Origin of the sequence: Lentilactobacillus sp. Marseille-Q4993, from assembly GCF_951230165.1 — a bacterium.
Classification (GTDB): Bacteria; Bacillota; Bacilli; order Lactobacillales; family Lactobacillaceae; genus Lentilactobacillus.
Genome location: NZ_CATNVB010000033.1, coordinates 1 through 22,665 on the forward strand (window position 1 = coordinate 1; position 22,665 = coordinate 22,665).

Consider the following 22,665-nt stretch of genomic DNA (forward strand, 5'->3'; position numbering starts at 1 on the left):
CATCAATGATAAAGAAATTCAGGGCTATGCCACTAAGTTGAACAAGCGTCCTCGTAAATGTCTAGGCTGGAAAACACCATATGAGTCATTCTTTAACGTTGCGTTGCACTTAATTTGACAATTCAAGTACCATAAAGAACAGGAGAACCTTAGGGCTCTAAAAAACTAGATCATCGTCTTCGGAAACCTCCTAATTAGAAGACATCATATGTAAAGTTGAGATCGGTATAGCATGAATTTTTAATTGATAAGTAAGCTGAGCTGCTTCTTCTATCCCGTTAAATTGGCCACAAATTGCCGCTCCATCTATGATACCGGCAGAGTATCAGCCTTTTTCATACCTGTTTAGTAACTTAATCTATTTAATTTAAGTCATCTATTCATGTTTCGATTTTCATAAAAAAAGCACATAGGCTTCAATATTTGTACCTATTTGCAGAATATTATGAGATTATTATATTTTAAATATACATGGAGGAACTTAGTTTTGAGAATAAAAAATTTACTTTTTTTAGTATTGTCACTATGTATTATGCTGTTTGGATATTCAAAGATTGTAAACGCAGATACTGCAGATACAATCGACTTTCAAGGACACGTTGTTATTCAAAATGAGGCAAGGATGCTCACTACAGCGTTAAGCGATGATGATATGGCTAGTCTGCATAAGTTAACGATGCAGGAAAACTCCCGATACTCTACGCATGTTGATGGTAATTACACAATACTAGATGAAAAATTAGCTGACAGTGGTGCTGTAGTAACTTCATCTGTTGGAAGTACCAATACTTCAAACGATAAATTCACTTTAAAAGTTGACAAAAACAATCCAGTTATTTTTTTTAAAAACAAATTGGGAAACGTACTTCAGTCTGTCAAACTAACCCAAGAGCAATTACAAAGTAAACAAGGCGATTTCACAGTTACGTTAGATTTAATGCATCTACTAGATAACATGGAAGCGAACGGTTCTAATATGAATTCAGGTCAGAACTCTGGTGGAAGCAACCCAATTTATCAAGAATTAAAAATAGGCCAACAAAATGGGCATAAATATAAGAAGGGTGTCCGAGTTCAATGCAATGATTTTAATGGATATTATAACTTCTCACATAAGTATTATAGCCGCCGAGCCGGAGCCATGAGTGCTGCAAAGGCTGCTTTGAATTTTCAAGGAAGTGACTGCAATCACAATGATGTCATTTATGGTTGTGAAATGAGTGGAAATTCCAAATGTAAGGGGCTAACAAGTAACAAAAACTGCTCCGCTTTTAAAGGGGGTCTACCACACATGAATTGGTCGCACAGACTTTGGTGGAGAGTACCATAGAAATTTTGACAAAACCTACACAGAATTAAAACGGTACATTCAAGATATGCTAGATCTCTAATGATGAGTCTCTAGCTAATATCTAAACTCAAAAATTCAGAACTATAGTAGGCTTAATTACTAATGAGTTTCTGAGTTTACAAATGACATCACGTTGTTTCGAAATATGGCAAAGAATGTTATGCAGAAAAAGGTAGATTTTTCTTTTAAGTAGTTATACCTGTAAACCTATTTGTCTATTATTCTAGTTGATCCGAAAGGGAGTGTTGTTACGAGTTTGTTATTTTTTGTTATTTCACTAGTTTGGATTATTGTTCTACTATTTCAACACAAAAAACCAGATGCGTTTTTAATTGTAGTGTTTGTATTATCCTTGCTGATGCAAATTTTTTCATTTTTAACTTTTTGGAATATGCCATAAACACTAAAAATAATAAAAAGCACCTGATTAAATCAACGTGTAGTCAGGTACTTCGTGTAATCTCCCATCATATGTAAAGTTGAGAGTGGTATAGCATGTTTTTGGAGTTAGTAAGTCCCATCTATCCCGTTAAAATGGTCACCAATTACCGTTTTATCTATGATACCAGCAAATTATCAGTCTTTCCCATAGCTACTTCGCAACTTAACCTATTTAATTCAAGTCATTTATTCATGCTTGAATTGGCAATTTAAGTGCAACACAACATAAAAGTGCCCCATAATCGTTAGATTTGTCTAATAATTATGGGGCACGCACGTTCTAAATTAAACAGCTTTTTAATTAACTTCAGATGTACCTATTTATTATTTACCTAAAGATTTATAATTAAAGAACCGATTTTCATGCACTAAATACAACTGCCGAGGAGTCTTTTATATGGATATAGAATATAAAGTTAACGAACCATTACCGCTGAACGAAATGATAGCGATATACAAGAAAAATAATTTTGAAAAGTCATTGAACAATAGTCGCCTTATAAAGATGAATGAAAACACTCAACTCACTGTCAGCGCATGGAACGGAACTTCTTTAGTTGGTTTTGCAAGATGTTTAACTGATTTCGAATACAGTTGTTATTTGAGTGAAATCGTCGTCTTGCCAGAATTTCATAGCAATCATATTGGCACAAATCTTTTAGAAAAAGTACAAGAATATGTCGGAAATAGAGTAACAATCTCATTGAGATCAGATCCAAATGCTATAGAATTCTATAAAAAGTTAGGTCTTAAAAAAATAAATAATATGTTTCGAATACATCGGGAGGGATAACTAATGATAATTAATGCAAATGCTAAGATTAGTTCCAGTCAGCTGATTGATATTTTTGAAAGTTCCGGAATTCATCGCCCAATTAATGATTCTTTACGAATGCAAAGAATGCTTAATAATGCCAACATCATTTATACCGCCTGGATTGACGATCAGGTAATAGGTGTAGCACGTGGATTTTCTGATTTTTCCTATTGTTGCTTCATTTCAGATTTAGCTGTTAAGAGAGAATATCAACATGATGGTGTGGGGAGAGCCTTAATCAATAAAATACGAACAGATCTGGGAAAAAACATTTCGTTGGTGTTACTAGCTGCCCCCTCAGCAATCAACTATTATCCAAAGATTGGATTTGAATCAGTAACAGATGCTTTTAAGATTCAGCGCAAAGTATAGGTTCATCTAACAATAACGCTACTAAGTTCTTATCCTACCCACCATTTTTTTAAGACGATGGCACTATATACGGAAAACCTTGCCCGTGAACTTTGCGCCCGAGCCTTACCTTCTTTTTTGTATTCACAACTTTTGAGTTTTGACACCCACAATCACCCCCGTGAAATCAAGGGCATCAACCGGTATCAAAATATATATCTATAAGTGTAGCTGATTTGCGTATACACATTCCAGCCACCTTCTAACCCCATAACAAAAAAAGGCTCCCAACTGGGAGCCTTTTTTCTTAGAGTTGTTTAATTTGGAAATATTACTTTTCAACACCCTTACCATCGTACTCATCAAGCATAATTTGCTTAAGATCAGCAACCAATGGTTCTTGTGGGTTAGCAACAGTACATTGATCTTCGTAAGCTAACTTAGCAAGACGGTCAACAGATGCATCGAGATCTTCTTTATTGATGCCCCATGCCTTAAGGCTAAGAGTTACGCCAACCTTGTGAGCTAATTCGATAATCTTGTTAACCAAGGCTTCAGTAAGTTCTTCATCAGTCTTACCGTTCAAACCAATGTAACGAGCGATTTCAGCGTAGTCTTTGTCAGCACGGAAGTATTCGTACTTAGGCCATGCAGCAATCTTTTGTGGTAGCTTAGCATTAAATCTGATTACGTGTGGCATTGTGATTGCAATTGCGATTCCGTGGGTCAAGCCGAACTCACCACCAAGTTTGTGGGCGATTGAGTGGTTGATTCCTAAGAATGCGTTACCGAAGGCCATCCCTGCAAGGGTAGCAGCGTTATGCATTTCTGCTCTGGCTTGGCTGTCGCCGTTGTATGATTTTTCAAGGTTTTCAAATACTAACTTGATTGCTTGAAGTGATAGTGGCCGAGTGTAATCTGATGCCATTACGGATACGAATGATTCGATACCATGGCAAAGGGTATCAAGACCAGATGCGGCAACCGTTCCACGAGGGACAGTTTCAACAAATTGTGGATCAACGATGGCTACATCAGGAGTCAATGCGTAGTCAGCGAGTGGGTACTTAACGTGGGTCTTTGAGTCAGTAATAACAGCGAATGGAGTTACTTCTGAACCAGTACCTGAAGTAGTTGGGATAGCAATCATTTGAGCTTTACGAGGCTTGTTGAACTTGTATGCACGTTTTCTGATATCCAAGAACTTTTGCTTTGCGCCGAAGAAACTAGTTTCAGGATTTTCGTAGAATAACCACATGTTCTTAGCAGCATCAAGTGGAGAACCACCACCAAGGGCAATGATTGTATCAGGCTTGAATGATCTCATTTGAGCAACACCCTTGTTAACTGTGTCAGTTGAAGGATCTGGCTCAACGTCTGCGAATAATGAGTATTGAATTTCGTTTGGACGACGCTTCAATTCATCAAGCACCTTGTCAACATAACCATGTTCAACCATTCCTGGTGTGGTTACGATGAACACTTTGTTGATACCTGGCATGTCATCGAGGTATCTAATTGATGTCTTTTCAAAGTAAACTCGTGGTAGTTTAACCCATTGCATGTTATTTCTTCTCTTTGCGATAGTTTTGATGTTTAACAAGTCGTAGTCAGTAACGTTATGAGAAATTGAGTTTGCACCCCATGAACCAGTACCTAAAGTAAGTGATGGTGTCATTTCGTTGTACAAGTTACCAATTCCACCGAAGCCACCTGGTGTGTTAACAAGAACCCGGGCTGCCTTCATTTGCTTACCAAACTCAAGGGCGATGTCATCGTCAGTTGTTTGGATTCCGGCAGTGTGTCCCAAACCACCGTAGTTCAATAATTGTTCTGCGATATGGAATGCATCATCGTGATCATTTGCCTTGTAAACACTGATAACTGGTGATAATTTTTCACCTGAAAGTGGTTCTTTGATACCAATCTTTGTAAGTTCAACAGCAAGAACCTTAGTGTTGTCAGGAACTTGGATATCAGCCAGCTTAGCAATTGCCTTGGCTGACTTACCAGCGATAGGTCCAAGAACGTTACCCTTTTCTTGGTTGAACATAGTAGTTGATAACTTCTTGTAGTCGCCCTTCTTAATGAAGTAAACGCCGTTGCGAACAAGTTGTTCCTTAACGTCATCGTAAATTTCATGGTCGATGATGGCACTGTTTTCAGTGGCACAAATCATACCGTTATCAAATGTCTTTGATAATACCAAGTCGTTTACGGCTCTTAAAATATTAGCAGTTTTTTCGATATAAACAGGACCGTTACCAGGACCAACACCTAATGCTGGCTTACCAGTTGAGTAAGCTGCCTTAACCATGCCTGGGCCACCAGTTGCAAGGGTTGAAGCTACCCCTGGGTGGTTGATCAAAGCGTTAGTAGCTTCGATACTTGGTTGTTCGATCCATTGGATTGCCCCTTCAGGAGCACCAGCAGCAATAGCAGCGTCGCGAACGACTTTAGCTGCTGCGATTGAAGAATGTAAAGCCTGTGGATGGAAACTGAAAATGATTGGGTTTCTAGTCTTCATGGCAATGATTGATTTGAACAATGCCGTTGAAGTTGGGTTAGTAACTGGAGTAATTCCGGCGAGAACCCCAAGTGGTTCAGCAACGGTAATCAATTGACGCTCAACGTCATCCTTGATAACCCCAACTGTCTTGTGGTCTCTAATGCTGTGCCAGATTTCTTCAGTGGCGTACATGTTCTTGATTGCTTTATCTTCAGCAACTCCCCGGCCAGTTTCTTCGGCTGCGAGGATTGCAAGGTCCATGTGCTTGTCTTGACCTGCCATTACCATTTCGTGGGTAATATGATCAACCTTTTCTTGATCAAAACTATCCATTTCCTTTAATGCCTTTTGGGCATTGGCTACTAAACCATCGATCATCTTGTTTACATCGTCTGTTTTGTTAACGGGCTTTTTTTCAACTTTGTTTTCAATCATTGTTGTTGCCTCCTGAAAGTTTGCTTTGTTATCTTTTTCACAATATCTATACTAACACGTATTTTTTGAAAGTAAATAGTTTTGTTATTAATTTCACAAACTATTTTATTAAAAAGGCCAACTGCCTATATACACGGGCAATTGGCTTGATAAAAAACTTTTAAAAGTTTGCTCACTCAATGAAAGCGCTTACTATAATTAATTTGTGATTATTTTCGCTATTTAGATATCTTCTTCAACGGCTTCTGAATTATTTTCAGGAGCTTTTCAGATTCCAATCGGTCAATGATAACGTTAACTGCGACTTGAATGAATCTTTCGTTCAAATCGCTTTCTGACACGGCTTTGTGGCCCCGATTATCAATGTTATTCAATGAAAAGTTGAGTCGTTTAACAAAATTATCATACGCCTGTTGTGGGTATAGGTTGGCCGTTACTTGGTCGATTCCATGCCGAATCGTTTCCAATGAAAACGCTGGTTTTAATAAACTAATTAGAATAATGTCTGCAATATGCATCGTCTGGTACTTCTTTTTAACTGGAGCAATTATCGCCTTGTGTTTGACGTAGTTATTAATCATCGACGACGTCACTGGTTCTAATTCAAGCTGACCTAGATAACCATTTACTAGGGCGGTCACCTGATCCATGTACAAATCAAAATTAGGAAGTTCAGACCAGAGTGGTAGCTCCACTCCCTTTAGCTTTTGTTCCCATTTGATTAGCTGCTGATTATTTTCATCCATGATCGTGACCACCTTTTCTATATTATTACACCATCTAGTCTACTAGACTAGATGGTGTAAGTCAAAAAAACAGTTGTGTTTTTAAAGATTAACTATTCGCAGCCTTTTGAGCTCGTTTTCTCTCCCTAATCGTCAGCACTTTACTGATGACTCCCTGCATTGAAATGTAGATTGGGTAGGCCGTTGCAACTAAGACCCCACCGAATATCCAAATCATTGGGTTGAAAAACGATACCAACGAGAAGATGTTGTTAAAGAATACGATTACTAGTAGGAATGCGGCCAGAACGCCGAATACTAGTGCCACTTTAAGTCGGTTGAATGGCCGTGAAACCATGACCAAAGCTAGCCAGCAAATGGCCCCTGTGATCAATACCGACAAAGTCGAAGTGAACTTGTAATCTGTCCCAAAAATGACCCCAATCAGCTGAATTAACGCAATATAACCAACGATACAGGCTGCAGCTGGTGCCGAAACCACCAATACTTGTCGCATAAATTGATTGGTAATTTTACCGAAGTTAGGTTGTAGCGCCAGGATAAATGAAGGAATTCCAACCATTAATGTCGTTATTGGTGTCAATTGGATTGGCTGGAATGGGTATCCGTTTTGCATAAACATGAACATAATCGTCAGTGCAACTGAGTACATTGTCTTGATCAAGTACATCGCAGCAACTCGCTGAATGTTGTTGATTACCCGGCGACCTTCATTTAGAACCCCGATCATTGCATCAAAGTTGGAGTTGATCAGCACAAAGTCAGCGATACTCTTAGTACTTTCACTTCCGGAAGCCATTGCAATTCCACAGTCTGCTTGCCGTAATGCCAGAATATCGTTGACCCCGTCACCAGTCATGGCAACAATGTGCTTTTTGTCTTGCAGCGAACTGATCAGCCGTTTCTTTTGGTCAGGAGTAACTCGGCCGAACACCGTGTGGTCAGTAGCAACTTGCCCAAAAGCATCATCGTCCTTGACCGTCGACATATCAATGTATTTCTCCGCGTTTGCAATCTCTGCGTTTTTAGCGATCGTCGATACAGTCACTGGGTCATCCCCAGAAATCACCTTAATATTCACACCCTGATTTTTGAAAAACTGGAAGGTGTTCGCAGCATTAGGTCTAATAACATCACTAATTAAGACGTATCCCATTAGGTTTGAATCAACCAGTTTCTTATCTGCGGTAATTTGAGTTGCGGTTGCAATTGCAATTACCCGGTTACCAGCGGAAGCTAACTCTTGAACTCGTTTGGTCTCGGCCTCAGATAAGTTTGGAAAGACAAACTGGGGAGCTCCAAAAATGTAGTTGTCTCCAGTAGCTGTAGTAACCGCACTCCACTTCCGGTCAGACGAAAATGCAGATACTTCCTCAACCTGAACGTTGGGGTCAGCAAACTCATTGCGAATTGCATTAGCTGTTTCGTTTCGGTCACCAGTTCCGTAGACGATTGTGGCGACCATCTTACCAATTTGCTCAGTAGTGATCCCTTCAGCCACCGGAACGATTTCTTCAAACTTCAAATCGCCACTCGTTATGGTTCCCGTTTTGTCCAAACAAATCGTATCTACCCGTGCAAGGGTCTCAATTGAAGATAAATTTCTAACTAATGTATTTTTTCTAGCCAGGTGCATGGCTGAAACTGCGAGGGTCATTGAGGTAAGCAACACTAACCCTTCAGGAATCATCCCAATCATGGCGGCGGCAGTCCCTAAAATAGACTGGTTGATGCCGTTTCCTTGAAACAGTTTGACTGCAAACAGAATCCCACCAAGGGGAATAATCACAATTGTTAGGGCCTTTATGATGCGGTTGATCATTCCCAACAACATTGAAGGCGCATCCTCCCCTTGTTTAGCTTCATTGGAAAGATGATTAACAAACGTATCCTTACCGACTCGAATAACCTGCATCACGCCAGACCCACTGACCAGAAAACTACCTGACGTCAACTCATCCCCAGGTTCCTTGGTAATCGTCCGCGACTCACCGGTAATCTGTGATTCATCGACTTCCATTGACCGACTACTGATGACCTTACCGTCAACTGGAATCTGGTCGCCTCGGTTCAGCAAAACCATGTCACCCAACACTAAATCCTCTGGGTATAATTGAAGCTCCGACCCGTCACGGATCACTGAAATTTTTCCCTCTGCCAGGAGGACCATTTTGTCCACCTGTCGTTTGGACCGAATTTCCTGAATGATTCCGATAATCGTATTAAAGAAGGCAATTCCCAAAAACAATAGGTTCTTATAACTGCCGGTATAGAAAATAAGCGCTCCAAGAACCACGTTGATCAAGTTAAATAACGTGAATGTGTTATCCCGAAGGATTTCTTTCACACTTCTGGTCAGCGATTCTTCAGCGGTATTCTTATTGCCGTTTTCAATTTGGATGTTAACTTGATCGGTGGTAAGACCAAGTTTAGGATCGATGGATGACAGTTCAACGTTTGCCATGCTTTGCACCTCAGCTTTCAATATTATTGTACAAAATAACTGAGAAAATGCCCAATATCGGCATTAGATGTAAGATTCTTTTAATAAACCCTGACTAACCTAGTTTGGGTTTGCCCGAAAACCCGACAGATTCATATTATCCGACCAGTCCAATTCTCTATTTATACCTATACTATGCTAAAATGAAACCGTTACCTATTTTAAAGGAGGTCACCACCTATGTTTTCAATTTCAGATACATATAAACTAGCCGATGGCAACGAAATGCCCGCACTCGGTTATGGTACCTATCTAATCGACACCCCAGAATTAATGGATAAATCAATCGAGGAAGCCTGGAAGGACGGCTATCGCTTATTCGATACCGCCCAACTCTACCGGAACGAAATGTACCTAGGTGATGCCATTCGTAGACTTGGACTTAAGCGGGACGACGTCTTTATTACGGATAAAATCACCGAAATGAATCAAGGCTACGACACAGTTATCGAAAGTGCTGAATTCTCACTCCAACAACTTGGAACGGATTACTTTGACTTATTACTCGTTCACTGGCCAGTTGCCGATAAGTTTTTTGACACTTGGCGGGCGTTTGAAGAACTTAAAAAGCAGGGTAAGGCTAAGTCAATCGGGGTCAGCAACTATACGCAATCTCAACTAGAGCTATTGGCAACCCAGGCAAATGAAATGCCGGTTGTTAACCAAATCGAGACCCACCCATATTTAACTCAGCAACCAATGATCGATTACGACAAATCAAAGGACATTATCACCCAAGCGTGGAGTCCTCTTGGTCGCGGACTGGTTCTCGATGACCCAATGATCAAGAAGATTGCAAACCATCACGGTAAATCGGTAGCTCAAGTAATTTTGAAATGGCAGCTATCCCGTGGTCTTTCAATCATCCCTAAGTCCCAAAATCCTGACCGCATCAAGGAAAACACCGAGTTAGACTTCGACCTCAGTGATGACGAGATTACGATGATTGATATTTTAAACAAAAACCAACGGACTGGAAACGAACCAGAATTGGTGTATGAATTAGGAAAACAGTATTAACCAAGCGACAAATATAGAACACTTCAGTGAGACAACTTTACTGAGGCGTTTTTATTTTGAAAACCATCAAATACAGGATATCCGTTATCACATTTCTCTATTTGTTTAAAATCTGGTTTCAATCTGATTGCAACTATTGTGTTACGAGTAAAAATGCACAACAATGGTACATATTATGTTTATTGGGGAGTTATTCAATTGAAACTATCAACCAAAGCGTCGTGGAAGTCTCATATATCTATGTACGCAATTTACACTGCAATTTTTTTATTTATTTGTTTACTTACATATTCACTACCCTGGCTAGCGGGGAAATCTTTGATCTGGAATGTGGACGGAATCGCCCAACACTTTCCAATCCTAGCTCAATTCCAAAGTATTCTTCAGGGAACCAGCCACCAATCGCTTAGCAGTTGGTCATGGCATCTCGGGACTGGTGGTGACCTGTTGACAACGTTAGCCTTCTACGTAGTTGGGGATCCGTTTAGCTACCTGATTGCCCTCTTTCCAGCATCCCAACTCGAGCTCGGCTACCAAGTTTTGATTTTAGTTCGGCTCTACTTTGTCGGCCTCGCCTTTTTAGCATGGGCAAACCGACTTTCTTTCAGCAAACACAGTAAGTTGATTGGGGCTTTGATCTACACCTTTTCTGGTTACAACTTCTACGTTTCAATGCATCACCCATTCTTCTTGATGCCAATGATGCTGTTCCCAATGCTCCTACTGGGAATCGAAGAAGTTCTCCAAAAACGGCGGTGGGCTCCGCTTGCGATCGCAACGGGCTTAACTTTGATCAGTAACTTCTACTTCGCCTACATTCTGGCAGTTGGAAGTGCCGTTTACCTTGTGGTACGCATGCTAAAGATGCGAGATAACCACGAACGGGTTTTCGCTAGCACGTTTGTTTTGAATCTAACTAAGGGGCTCGGCGTTGGCCTTCTTACAGCTGGCTTCATCCTCATGCCAACGCTCCTCTCAGTGTTTCAATCACCGCGAACCATGTATCACGCTAAGTTTGCGAACGGACTGATGCTTTATCCCCTCAATTACTATCTAAACTTACCAAACCAACTGATTACTAGCACCACGATCAAAGGTTTCTGGTTTGTCATCAACATCAGTGGGATTGCGATTCTGGCGGCCATTTACGTCATTTACCACTTCAAAACCTATAAGTATCTGGCTTCTGTGCTGTGCCTAATTGCCGTTGCCGTTCTGTTTCCCCAAGTCAGTGCGGCAATCAACGCAATGTCGACCCCTTCAAACCGGTGGTTATTCTTAGCCGTCTTACCACTAGCCCTCGCAACCATGATTTTCGTCGATAACCTTCAAACGCTGACCGCCAAAGATTTAATTCTCCTTACCATCAGCGTTCTGGTCTTGATTGGGCTCACCTGGATCACCCAAGGATTTACAATGAATATGCGTGCAAACGACTTGTTAGCCTATGGTTTTCTACTATTATTACTAGTCTTATTTGCTGGTCGGGTGCCAATGCATGTTAAACCAACCTATTTCATCTTTATTCTTACGAGTATTGTGGTCATAAACGTTATTAGTAACGGCCAAGGTTGGCTAAGCCCCAACAACAGCCGTAACACCAATCAGGAACTAGTTAGTGGGGCCGCCACCAAATGGCTACACGATTACTTCGATGGAGCGGAAACCTACTTTAATAAATCGAAATCGTTCTTTAGAACCACAACTACCCATGACTACTACCCTCACAAGACGGCAGGAAACAACATCCCTACCTTCTTGGGATCACGAGATATCAATTCCTACTATTCAATTCAAAATGGTCATGTCTATCGCTTCAACGAATCGCTGGATAATCCGCAAGCAGTCGCAAACGGTCCTGTCGGTCAGGGTGATAACCGGACAACCTTGCTTAACCTTATCAGCGTTAAGTACCTGTTTGCCAAGACTGATATTGTCAAGAAACCCCAAGCGGTTCCTTACGGGTTCCACTACGTTCGCCATCAAAATTCTAGTCGCATCATCGACTACCCTGAAAAGCCCGTTTCCGGATTGTCTAACCATTCAGGTACCGTTCTGCTCAAAAACGACTTAGCCTTGCCACTCATTTACACCCAGTCCAAGGTAATTTCTGATAAGCAGTACAAGTCACTAACGCCAATCCAGCGGGAACAAAGTTTACTTAACGGAGTGAACATCGCAAACCCAAGTACTCAGTTTGCGAACGCCAGCGTAACAAGTCCGAAAACCGTTTCGTATCAAGCTCAATTATTCAAGGACAAAATCATTAATACCCCAATCAAAGCCGTTCTTTACAGAATGCGACACTCAGCCAACCCTCGATACCGAGAGACCGCGGAACAATATCCAACCGACCTGCCCCAACACAAGCACGCCATTTGGTCGAAGGCAACTGGGGTCAATCCTAACGGCAAACCACTTCAGAAACTAATCAAGCAAAACAAGCAAGTCTTAGCCACCAATGCTACCGCCAACTCAGACGGATTGCATCTAATGACTAGTGATGCCCAGGGCAGAAATTTGTCATACCGCTTGAAGTTAAACAATGCTGCTAAGTATAAAAATTCAGAATTATACTTAGTGATCGACGGGGTTAAGGCAACCACCCACACCACTAAGGACCGCATAGATAATTTAACTGCTCACTCAATCGTTAGTGGTAAGCCGGTATCAAAACTTGCTAAGGTAAATCGGCTAAGAACCGCTCTTCATTACCCAGATCTTGGAGCCTACACGCTGACCGCAAGTTTGGCAGACAGTTCCAACAGCATCCGCCAACTACCAATCAGCAACCTGTCTGATTATAAGAACCGCCAGCACATCGTTTTAAACCTTGGGTTCTCAAAGAAAACCAGGCCTTCTATCCTGCTCAACTTCAACGGGGTTAAATCGCTCCATTTCAAACACTTGAAGGTTGTCGCCGTACCATTCAACAAACAGTACAACCGAAAAATCACTAAGATTCAAAAGACTGGTCTTCGGAACCTAAAAGTTGCCGATAATAAGATCACCGGCCAAACCGATAGCCAAGACCACAAGCGCGTTATGGTATCATCGATTCCGTACTCGACCGGTTGGAACTTGACTGTCGATAATAAACCCGTTAAGACGTTCATCGCTAACCAGGGATTCATCGGAGCCTATCTCCCTGCAGGTAAACACAATATCAAGTTGAAATACATCACACCTGGGTTTAAATTTGGTATCTTTCTGACTGTGGTTGGCCTGTTATGGTTGCTCGGTCACTTTATCCTTGTCATTGGGATCAAGTTTATCCGACAAACTAAGTAAAACTTATCTTCATTATTGTCCACTTGTGCGTTACACTATTTATTAAAACCAATTTGCGCTTGAAATTTCGCTAAGAGTTCTGAAAATGACTTAAAAAAACGAACTTGCCGGCGTATAATTATAATTAGTTTGATAACTACCTATATTACTGAAAGTACTTACGAAATGAGGAATAGAATTTGGGCGATAGCCAGATAATAACCAATTTGTTTATCGTGATCGTTACCTTCTTCTTTGCGGCATTTTTCGTTGCTAGTGAGTTTGCCTTAGTGCAGACCCGGCTCAGTGCCCTTGAAGAACGTAGAAAAACATTGGGGAAAAAGACCAAGAAAATTGACCGTGAGATTCACATGGTTACTAACCTGAACGAGTATTTATCAACTACTCAAGTTGGAGTTAGTTTAGCCGGAATCATTTTAGGTTGGTTAGGTGAATCACTCGTCGTTACCCTATTGGTTGACGTCATGGAAGTGCACAACTCACCAATCAACCCAACAACTGCACATGCAATCGGAGCGGTAGTCGGAATTATCATTTTGACTTACCTAGAAGTTGTGCTGACAGAAATCGTGCCTAAGAACATCAGTATTGATATGCCAATGAAGGTTCTTAGTGTGATCTCAACGCCACTTCACTACTTCCACGTTGCCTTCTACCCATTCGTTTGGCTCCTTAATATTTCAGCCAACGGAATCGTCAAGATGTTAGGGTTGAAAGTTGCCAATGAAAATGAGGAACAATTCTCACAGGCGGAAATTCTCAATTTATCGAGAAACGCCGTTAAACAGGGTGAGTTGGAACAAAACGACTACCTATACATGCAACGGGCGTTTGACCTTAACGATAAGGTTGCCAAGGATATCATGATCGATAGAACCCAACTTGTGGTTATTGATATCACAACCACAGTTAAGGACGCCATTCAGGTCTATCTGCAACAGAAATTTAGCCGGATTCCTGTCGTTGCTGACAACGATAAGGATAAGATTCTGGGATATGTTTACAACTATGACTTGATTCGTCAATCCCAAGTCGATTCAACCATTGGGGTCGACCGATTGTTAAGAAACATTTCTACCACTCCAGAAATGACACCAATTACAGCCGTCTTGAATCAGATGATCAAGAAACGAACACCAATCGTTGTCGTTGTTGATGAATACGGGGGAACGTCAGGAATCATCACCGACAAGGATATCTACGAAGAGTTGTTTGGAACCGTTCGGGACGAAATTGATCCATCATTTACCGAATATATTTTCAAGCAACCAAACGGAACTTATCAAGTTAACGGTAAGCTTACAACTCATGACTTCGAGAGGTATTTCGACGAAGACTTCCCAGAGTTTACTAATTCAGATGCCGTTACGTTAGCTGGTTACTTTATCGATAATCATCCCGACCTTAAAGCCGGCGATACGATTACATTTAAGAACTTTGACTTTAAAATCATTGATTACGAAAATTCATTTATCAATTGGTTTGAAGTTACCAAATTATCAAAGCAACCACAGCCTACTTCCGAAGAAGAAAGCTAATCGATCCAAAAGAGGGTGGGACAACGAAGTCATTTTCCTATGGCCTCTGTCCCACCTTTTTTATTTGTTCAAAATCCCTATTGTCACCCTTGGAGGAAAACCGTGAAAAAGCTCTGGCAAAAAACACCAATCGTAATTTTATACACCGGATTTTTTATCCTACTGTCAGCACTGATTGTTGGTTTGCTATATATGACCGACAAGTCAGCTATTTGGCAACTTGACGGGCTTACTCAACACTATCCGATTCTAACCACGTTTAGGCAGATGATTATTGATTTTATCCATAACCCAGCCGGGGGATTCAATCACTGGTCGTGGAACATTGGTTTGGGCTCTGATACCTTAACCAACCTTTCCTATTACGTTACGGGTGATCTGTTCAACTATCTCATTGTTTTCTTTCCAAAGAGTCACCTTGAAATGGGATTCGCTGCGCTTATCTTTTTAAGGATGTTTGTGTCAGGATTGGCGTTTCTACTCTTTACTACCCACTACAACTTCAGCAAAATCAGCCGCTTAATTGGTACTTTAAGCTATGTATTTAGTGGCTACGCATTAGCGACCGGAATTCACCATCCTTTCTTCATTCTGCCACTTATCTTTTTCCCGCTGTTAGTCTACGGGATTGATAATATTTTACTCAATAAGTCGATGGTGCCCTTAGCCTTGGCCATCTTTTTGGTCCTAATTGGTAACTTCTATTTTGCTTGGATTCTGGCAATTGGGGCAGCTGTTTACACGATTGTCAAAGTTGGTTTCTTTATCAAAAAGCCAAATTTTATTTTCCTTCATGCCCTACTTAAAACACTCGGGGCAGTGGTAATCGGCTTAGGCATGTCCGCGGTTATTTTCCTACCCACGATTCTGTTAGCCCTCAACTCCACTCGAATTCATCAGAAGTTTGCTAACGGGTTTACATTCTTCCCAATCGATTACTATCTCAAACTACCAAGTGCCATTCTTCAAACCGGGCGAGCCATGAACTTCTGGCTTGTAATTGGAATTACATCGATTTCCTTCCTAGGTTTGGTATACATGCTAATTCACTTCAAGACTTTCTTGGAGCAAAATATTTTCACCCTAATTATTCTGATTGGGATTCTCATCCCTGCCGTCGGTGCAGTCATCAATGCCTTCTCCACCCCATCAAACCGGTGGATTTTGCTTGGTAACTTGCTGTTTGGGATGGCAACCATGGTGTTCGTCGAAAACATCACCAACTTTACTAGGCGCGACGTGGGAATCATGCTTTTAAGCGGACTAGGGCTGATTGCCATCATTTGGTTGAGCCGCGGTATGATTCTCCGTATCCAACGTCATGACTTGATTGAGTATGGTTTCCTACTACTTACTCTGATTGCAATTCTGGCAATGCCGGCCTTTAAATGGAGTGCGCGAACCAACTACATCGTAATTTCGTTAGTCTTTTTGGCCAATGTTGGTGCCAACATCATTGGAACGTACAGCCCCAACTCAAGCCAGTTTATCAAGCTTCAACTAAACCGGGGATTAGCTACTCGGCTCAGCGAGGACTACTATAACGGGGCAGAGAAATATACCGATGCTCAAAAGGGCTTCTTCAGAACCACCGTTGGTCCGAAATACCATCACGACAAGGAAAACGTGATGGCCAACTACACTAACTTGAATAGCAACGCACCAATGAACACGGCTACAAACGACGAGTCAGTATACCTGACGCTACAAAACGGTTATCTTGGGAAATTTGCCCGTTCGGTTGGTAACAGTCAGTTCTCGATGAACACGCCAATTGCCCAAAACGATTACCGCACATCACTCAATAACCTTCTGGGTGTGAAGTATATATTCGCCAAGGCCAATACCAAGAAGAAACCAATGATTCCTTACGGATATACTCAAGTTAAAAACATCGATGGTACCCCACTGATTTATAACGCCAAAACGCGAACTTATCCAAAGTCTGGGCTAGAGAATCAGAATGGAACCACGATTTATCAGTCTAAACTGGCCCTACCGCTAATTTACAGTCAAACGCAAACCGTTTCACCGTCCGCGTTTAATCGGCTCAGCTCCATCGATAAGGAGCGCGTGATGACCCAGGGAGCCGTCGTTGATTCGGTTAACCATGACAGGAACAGTTTGCAGTATAAGAGTCCAAAGAAGAACATTGATTACCAAGTAAAAATGGACACTCAGCCAATTATCTACAACGGCGATCAATTAACTAAGTACCGCCTCCATGTGTTGGATAAGGGAGAAAAGGCTTCTGATAAAGCCCTCCTTCAGCCCCACAAGAACGTCAATCTCGGGGCAAATTTAACAGCCACTAAGAAGGTAATTCAGGAAAACCGGAACATCATCACCTCTAACGCCACAAAGAATTCTGACGGATTAAAAGAGATGACTGCGGATGCCACTGGGGCAAAAATCAACTACCAGCTTGATATCAAAAAACCAGCAACCACTAAAAATAGCGAGTTATTCTTAGTCCTTAAGGGAATTCACCAAACTGACCCATCGTTTAGCGATAAGTTGAAGTGGGATGCTAACAATAAGTTGATGAACAATTCACTCTACACTAAGATGCAAAAGCTGAATAACTTTAGGCATCACCTACTCAATCAGTCTTACGGTGGTTACCAGTTTGATGCTTTTGCGGGTGGTTATCACACCGGGTTTACCCAGTACAATAACAACAACCTATCTAATTACCGCCAAATCAATGATATGGTTATCAACCTTGGCTACTCAAAGAGTGCCCGCAAAAAGGTGACCTTAATGTTCAATCAGGTAAAAAATATCAAGTTTAAGTCAGTCAAGTTAGTAGCAATGCCGTTTAACAAAGCCTACAACCGCCAGTTAACCAAACTTAAACAGACCGGCCTAACCAATCTAAGAGTTGATCAAAACGAGGTTACAGGTGAGTCTCACAACGCCACTGCCTCAACTATGGTTTCTTCGATCCCTTATTCATCTGGATGGAAGCTATCAGTTGACGGTAAGGATGCGGACACGTTTGTCGTTAATAAGGGATTTGTCGGCGCTAGTTTGCCAGCTGGAAAGCACGACATTAAACTAGTGTACTCGACTCCGGGTGGAACAATTGGCAAAATATTGTCATTGCTATCGACAATATTATTAATTATACTTTGCATAGTAAGTAAGGTTCGCAGTCATTCAAACACCGACGATGCGAGCCGCAGGTCAAAATACAAACACGCTAGACGGCGAATTTAGGAGAGATATTTGTGAGCACAATCAACATTCTTTATATTTCAATCGAAGGAAACACCAGATCTTTCGTAAACAAACTACAGGAGTACGCTAAGTCACTTCATGACATGGATGAATCTGCCCCGAATATCAACCTAAAGGAAGTCAGCGAACAAACTGACTTTGATAACGAGCAAAGTAATTACTTTGCGTTTGTTCCAACCTACCTTGACGGTGGTAACGGAATTGACAATGGGGTTAAAGAACTAATGACTAATGCCTTAGGTGAATACATCGATTACGGTAACAACGCTCGTCATTGTTTGGGCGTGATTGGTAGTGGAAACCGAAACTTCAACGAACAATATTGTTTGACCGCCAAACGATATGCAAAAAAGTTCAATACTCCATTCCTAGCTGACTACGAACTTCGAGGTACTGGGGCTGACGTTGAAAGAATCTACAAGTTATTAGTGGCAACTGCAAAATAAAAGCAATTCTAAAAAAGCCGGCAGAGTTTGGTGCATAATAAAAAAGCTTCGGAAGTGTGACAGAAAGCATAAGAAGGTGCTTTCGTCGTCCCAGCCTCGAAGCTTTTTTAGTTTTCGGTTCGTTTTCGTCTAGAATCAACAATCATCAAGAATACCATCGAAATGATGATAATTGCAGCTGCAAAGAAGAACAAGAAATGGTAATCCCACACGTCAATAATAAAGCCACCAATCAATGGCCCGATTGCCCGTCCAAATGACATAAACAGGTTATACATCCCTTGGTACTTTCCCCGCTCCGATGGCGTCGACAGCGCATCAATCCAAGCTGGAACCCCAGGAAATCCAATCATTTCACCAATCGTCGTTACAATCATTACGATCACAAACGCATAATACTCACGAGCAACAATCAGTCCTAGAAAAGAAATCGCAAAAATTGCGGTACCAAAGTACGTTTGGGTGCTGAGCTTAAACTTCGTCCCGAACCGGTTAACCAGTGGTTGAATACAAACAATCATTAACCCATTAAGGGTCCACAGCAAGCTATACTTTTCAAACGAGATTCCAAGGCCAGTCATCCGAACAGAAATAACACTTTCCCAAAGGGTGTAGGACAGATAGACAGTCAGAACCATCAGACAGATTCCCAGTAAAACTAAGTTAGATTTGCCATACGTGCCAATTCCCTTTTCAACGTTACCAGATGGTTCACGCCGATCAATATCAACATTGAACATCGTCAGCGAAAGGATTAACAACAGCACGTAGAAGCTGGAGGTAACAGCGAAAACAACGGTAACTCCATACTTCAGTAGAAATCCAACCAGTAAAGTTCCAATCACTACCCCTAGATTGGTTCCAATATAGAGAAGGTTAAATATTTTCCGAGATGACTTACTTTTGATTGTTGCCGCATAAGCATAAACCATCGTCATACAAGCTCCATCACCGAAGCCAACGAACAATAGCATTACCCCAAACATTGGCCAGCCATGAAAGAAAATCAAAATAATAATTGCTAATGTTGATGACAGGACGCTTAAGTTTAACGCCTTATATGGCGACCACTTATCAAACAGCTTACCCCCGACGTAATTTCCAATCATCATACAAATTGACATCAGTAGTAACGATGTTCCAGATACCGTTAGTGATTTATGCAAGTAATTATGAAGATACACAGTAACCAGAGGCCACATGAATGAAGCACCAGCGTTAAGTAGCAGTGAGCACAAAAAGATAACACTAAAGTGGACTTCTGATTTTTTTGCAAACACTATCTTTTCCCTCCCTTACTTTAATTTCTCATTCCATTTTCCCACACTTAGCGGTAAAACTAAACAACTTCATAGAGAACAGTAAAAGGGCCTAGCTCATCATCCCTGACTCACTAGGTCCATTTACTCTAAACTATTGGCTAAGATTATTGAAGATCAAATCTATAGGTATGAGCAGGTGCGTTACCGTACTTAACCTTAATTACTTGGTTCTTGCTGTTAACGATCCAGAAATGCTTGTTGCTTGAGAAATGAATGTACATTGTCTGGGTTGCTTTGTGATGACGTTGTCTGTAAGTAATCTTCCAAAAGTTAGTTGTCTTTGGTGATACTTTATAAACAGCGTAGTTAATGAGTTTCTTTTGATACTTACCATTGTGGTAAAGGTATTGGTTAAGACCCGTTGATTGGCTAAACTTAGTTACAACTTGGTAACCACTGTTCTTACCTGATTTCCAGGTTCCAGTTGGGTCTGAAATACTAATCTTTGATGAACTAGTTGCTTTTTTAGTTGAGCTTGTCTTTTTTGTAGTTGACTTACCGCTATTTGAAACCGAGTTCTTATGAGCAACTGCGGTTGATGCAGACTGACTAGTTTGAACATGGACAATGCGATAGAAGTATTCACCAGTAGATTTTCTAGCGTATACATACAACTTTTGGCCAGCCTTGAGTTCAGTAGATAAGGTAACTTGGAACTTGCCGTTAACAGCATCTGCCGTTGACTTAGCAATCGTCTTCTTATCAGAATTCCGGACGTAGATTGTGCTTCCCTTAGTAGCGTCACCAGTGATACTTGTTGAGTTGGAATAAAGATCATCGACATTCAACGAAGGTGAGCTCGCGTGGGTAATGTTACCTCCCACAAAGAAAGCTGCAATCGCAAACAACAACACTAAAAAACTGTTTCTTTTCATTAAAATTACTCCTATTGATTGATTTGCAGCCATCATTATATATCCTTGACGGGAACAAATGTACACATTGGGTTACTATTTATAGTTTTCTTAAACAACTTTTTTCTCGGCTAGATGTAAGCGGTTAAGCCATCTTAATAGTCCCTTGAAAAAAAGTTTCACAAACCCCTTTTGTTGGTCAATCATGTGTTATATAATGTTAGCGAAGTGGTATAGACATATATATCAATTTACTTAGTTAAGTTAAGAATAGGAGTGGAAATTTTGCCAACTGAAAGACGTTCATTGATAATGCTTTTTGGTGCTACTGGAGACCTTGCTACCAGAAAACTTTATCCAGCAATGTATAACTTGTTTAAAAAAGGAAACATCCGCGATCACTTCGCCGTTATCGGGACATCCCGTCACAGCGTTGATGATGCTAAATTCCGCGACATCGTAACTAAATCTGTTAACGATGCTGAAAAGAAGGCAGACAAGAAATTAGTTGCTGACTTTATCAAGCACTTTTTCTTTGTAACTCATGACGTTACTGATTTGGAACACTACAGCGTTTTGAAGGACAAAGCTGAAGAACTCGACAAAGAATTCAAGCTAAATGGTAACCGAGTATTCTACATCTCAATGGCACCCAACTTCTTCGGAACAGTTGCCAAGAACCTTAAGAATCAAGGACTACTATCAGAAGGTAACGGATTCAATCGCCTAGTTATTGAGAAGCCATTCGGTCGTGACTTTGAATCAGCTAAGGAATTGAATGATGCCTTAAGCCATTCATTTAACGAAGACCAAATCTACCGAATCGACCACTACTTAGGTAAGGAAATGATTCAAAATATCGAAGCTATTCGTTTCGGTAACACCTTATTCGAAGCCCTTTGGAACAACCGTTACATCGATAACATCCAAGTAACGCTTGCTGAAAACCTCGGGGTTGAAGAACGGGCCGGCTACTATGACAACTCCGGTGCCCTTCGCGACATGGTTCAAAACCACATTATGCAAATCGTTAGTTTGCTTGCGATGGAACAACCAGTTGCCTTCAAGGATGTTGATATCCGAGCTGAAAAAGTTAAGGCCCTCAGAAGTTTGCGGGTTTACAACGTTGCAGAAGCCTCAACTAACTTTGTTCGTGGCCAATACGCTGCTGGTGGCAACGGTAAAGAATACCGTGAAGAAGATGGCGTTCCAGCTGACTCAAACACCGAAACATTCGTTGCTGGTAAGTTATTGTTTGATAACTACCGTTGGTCAGGGGTTCCATTCTATATCAGAACTGGTAAAAAACTTGCTGATAAGTTTACCCGAGTTGACGTTGTGTTCAAGAAGCCACTCGTTGATATCTTCTCATTCCCACAAGATGGTAACACTCTCTTGAGCCCTAACGTTTTGACGATTCACATCGAACCAAACCAAGGATTCTCATTAGTTGTTAACGCTAAGAATGGGGATCAAGGATTCCACACTGAACCAGTTAACCTTGACTTCTATGAGAGTAGCCAAAGAACTCAAAACACTCCACAACCTTACGAACGTTTAATTCACGACGTCCTTAAGGGAGACGGAACTAACTTCTCAAGCTGGCCAGAAGTTGCCAACGCATGGAAGTTCGTTGACCAAATCAGAAGAGTTTGGGATATTCAACAACCAATGTTCCCTAACTACCTTCCAGGTTCAATGGGACCAGTTGCAGCTGATGAATTATTAGCTCGCGACCACCGTGAATGGATCTACAAATTAAACCAATAATTTAAATCATTACTAATATTGTTCATCC

The 22,665-nt window shown here is 41.1% G+C and carries 14 protein-coding genes and 1 pseudogene; 10 read left to right on the forward strand and 5 right to left on the reverse strand.

The window, feature by feature from the left end; all coding sequences use genetic code 11:
* From QOW94_RS09400 to QOW94_RS09415, 4 genes and pseudogenes are all read left to right on the forward strand, one after another.
* Positions 1–118, forward strand: a pseudogene (locus tag QOW94_RS09400) (IS30 family transposase); the annotation flags it as partial.
* Between the two features lie 369 nt (positions 119–487).
* Positions 488–1,330 (forward strand): hypothetical protein, encoded by an 843-nt coding sequence (locus QOW94_RS09405; RefSeq protein ID WP_283680163.1) that lies wholly within the window; start codon positions 488–490, stop codon positions 1,328–1,330.
* 859 nt (positions 1,331–2,189) lie between these two features.
* Positions 2,190–2,585, forward strand: coding sequence for a GNAT family N-acetyltransferase (locus QOW94_RS09410; protein ID WP_283680164.1), 396 nt, complete (start codon positions 2,190–2,192; stop codon positions 2,583–2,585).
* A 3-nt stretch (positions 2,586–2,588) separates the two neighbouring features.
* Positions 2,589–2,981 carry a GNAT family N-acetyltransferase gene (locus tag QOW94_RS09415; protein ID WP_283680165.1) on the forward strand — a complete coding sequence of 131 codons (393 nt, stop codon included), beginning with the start codon at positions 2,589–2,591 and terminating at the stop codon, positions 2,979–2,981.
* 310 nt (positions 2,982–3,291) lie between these two features.
* Here QOW94_RS09415 and adhE read toward each other — a convergent pair whose 3' ends face one another.
* The 3 genes from adhE to QOW94_RS09430 all read right to left on the reverse strand — a co-directional run bounded on the left by adhE (position 3,292) and on the right by QOW94_RS09430 (position 9,114).
* Entirely contained in the window at positions 3,292–5,904 is a 2,613-nt protein-coding gene (gene adhE, locus QOW94_RS09420) for a bifunctional acetaldehyde-CoA/alcohol dehydrogenase (RefSeq protein ID WP_283680166.1), read from the reverse strand.
* A gap of 218 nt (positions 5,905–6,122) precedes the next feature.
* Positions 6,123–6,650 (reverse strand): DUF1836 domain-containing protein, encoded by a 528-nt coding sequence (locus QOW94_RS09425; protein ID WP_283680168.1) that lies wholly within the window; start codon positions 6,648–6,650, stop codon positions 6,123–6,125.
* Positions 6,651–6,738: 88 nt separating this feature from the next.
* Positions 6,739–9,114, reverse strand: coding sequence for an HAD-IC family P-type ATPase (locus tag QOW94_RS09430; protein ID WP_283680170.1), 2,376 nt, complete (start codon positions 9,112–9,114; stop codon positions 6,739–6,741).
* 219 nt (positions 9,115–9,333) lie between these two features.
* Here QOW94_RS09430 and QOW94_RS09435 point away from each other — a divergent pair, with 219 nt between their 5' ends.
* From QOW94_RS09435 to nrdI, 5 genes are all read left to right on the forward strand, one after another.
* On the forward strand, positions 9,334–10,173 hold the full coding sequence (locus tag QOW94_RS09435; RefSeq protein WP_283680171.1) for an aldo/keto reductase: 840 nt from the start codon (positions 9,334–9,336) through the stop codon (positions 10,171–10,173).
* Between the two features lie 318 nt (positions 10,174–10,491).
* Positions 10,492–13,464: a YfhO family protein gene (locus QOW94_RS09440; protein ID WP_502867266.1), complete on the forward strand. Its 2,973-nt coding sequence runs from the start codon at positions 10,492–10,494 to the stop codon at positions 13,462–13,464.
* Between the two features lie 179 nt (positions 13,465–13,643).
* Positions 13,644–15,002 carry a hemolysin family protein gene (locus tag QOW94_RS09445; RefSeq protein ID WP_283680172.1) on the forward strand — a complete coding sequence of 453 codons (1,359 nt, stop codon included), beginning with the start codon at positions 13,644–13,646 and terminating at the stop codon, positions 15,000–15,002.
* A 102-nt stretch (positions 15,003–15,104) separates the two neighbouring features.
* Positions 15,105–18,224 carry a YfhO family protein gene (locus tag QOW94_RS09450; protein ID WP_283680173.1) on the forward strand — a complete coding sequence of 1,040 codons (3,120 nt, stop codon included), beginning with the start codon at positions 15,105–15,107 and terminating at the stop codon, positions 18,222–18,224.
* Positions 18,225–18,229: 5 nt separating this feature from the next.
* The gene (gene nrdI, locus QOW94_RS09455) at positions 18,230–18,691 is read left to right on the forward strand and encodes a class Ib ribonucleoside-diphosphate reductase assembly flavoprotein NrdI (RefSeq protein WP_283680186.1); all 462 of its coding nucleotides are present in this window, start codon (positions 18,230–18,232) and stop codon (positions 18,689–18,691) included.
* A gap of 107 nt (positions 18,692–18,798) precedes the next feature.
* Here the strand turns inward: nrdI and QOW94_RS09460 are convergent, their stop codons facing one another.
* Both QOW94_RS09460 and QOW94_RS09465 read right to left on the reverse strand, forming a co-directional pair.
* Positions 18,799–19,971 carry an MDR family MFS transporter gene (locus QOW94_RS09460; protein WP_283680174.1) on the reverse strand — a complete coding sequence of 391 codons (1,173 nt, stop codon included), beginning with the start codon at positions 19,969–19,971 and terminating at the stop codon, positions 18,799–18,801.
* A gap of 146 nt (positions 19,972–20,117) precedes the next feature.
* Positions 20,118–20,888, reverse strand: a complete 771-nt coding sequence (locus QOW94_RS09465; protein WP_283680175.1) for an Ig-like domain-containing protein — start codon at positions 20,886–20,888, stop codon at positions 20,118–20,120.
* Positions 20,889–21,152: 264 nt separating this feature from the next.
* On the opposite strand from QOW94_RS09465, the gene zwf reads away from it, so the two are divergent.
* The gene (zwf, locus tag QOW94_RS09470; RefSeq protein WP_283680176.1) at positions 21,153–22,637 is read left to right on the forward strand and encodes a glucose-6-phosphate dehydrogenase; all 1,485 of its coding nucleotides are present in this window, start codon (positions 21,153–21,155) and stop codon (positions 22,635–22,637) included.
* Positions 22,638–22,665 lie beyond the last annotated feature (28 nt).

What these genes read in the sequence shown, in the direction of transcription:
- QOW94_RS09435 (WP_283680171.1), top strand. Translation starts at nt 9,334, where the DNA reads ATGTTTTCAATTTCAGATACATATAAACTAGCCGATGGCAACGAAATG.
- QOW94_RS09425 (WP_283680168.1), bottom strand. Translation starts at nt 6,650, where the DNA reads ATGGATGAAAATAATCAGCAGCTAATCAAATGGGAACAAAAGCTAAAG.
- adhE (WP_283680166.1), bottom strand. Translation starts at nt 5,904, where the DNA reads ATGATTGAAAACAAAGTTGAAAAAAAGCCCGTTAACAAAACAGACGAT.
- QOW94_RS09410 (WP_283680164.1), top strand. Translation starts at nt 2,190, where the DNA reads ATGGATATAGAATATAAAGTTAACGAACCATTACCGCTGAACGAAATG.
- QOW94_RS09465 (WP_283680175.1), bottom strand. Translation starts at nt 20,888, where the DNA reads ATGAAAAGAAACAGTTTTTTAGTGTTGTTGTTTGCGATTGCAGCTTTC.
- QOW94_RS09415 (WP_283680165.1), top strand. Translation starts at nt 2,589, where the DNA reads ATGATAATTAATGCAAATGCTAAGATTAGTTCCAGTCAGCTGATTGAT.
- QOW94_RS09430 (WP_283680170.1), bottom strand. Translation starts at nt 9,114, where the DNA reads ATGGCAAACGTTGAACTGTCATCCATCGATCCTAAACTTGGTCTTACC.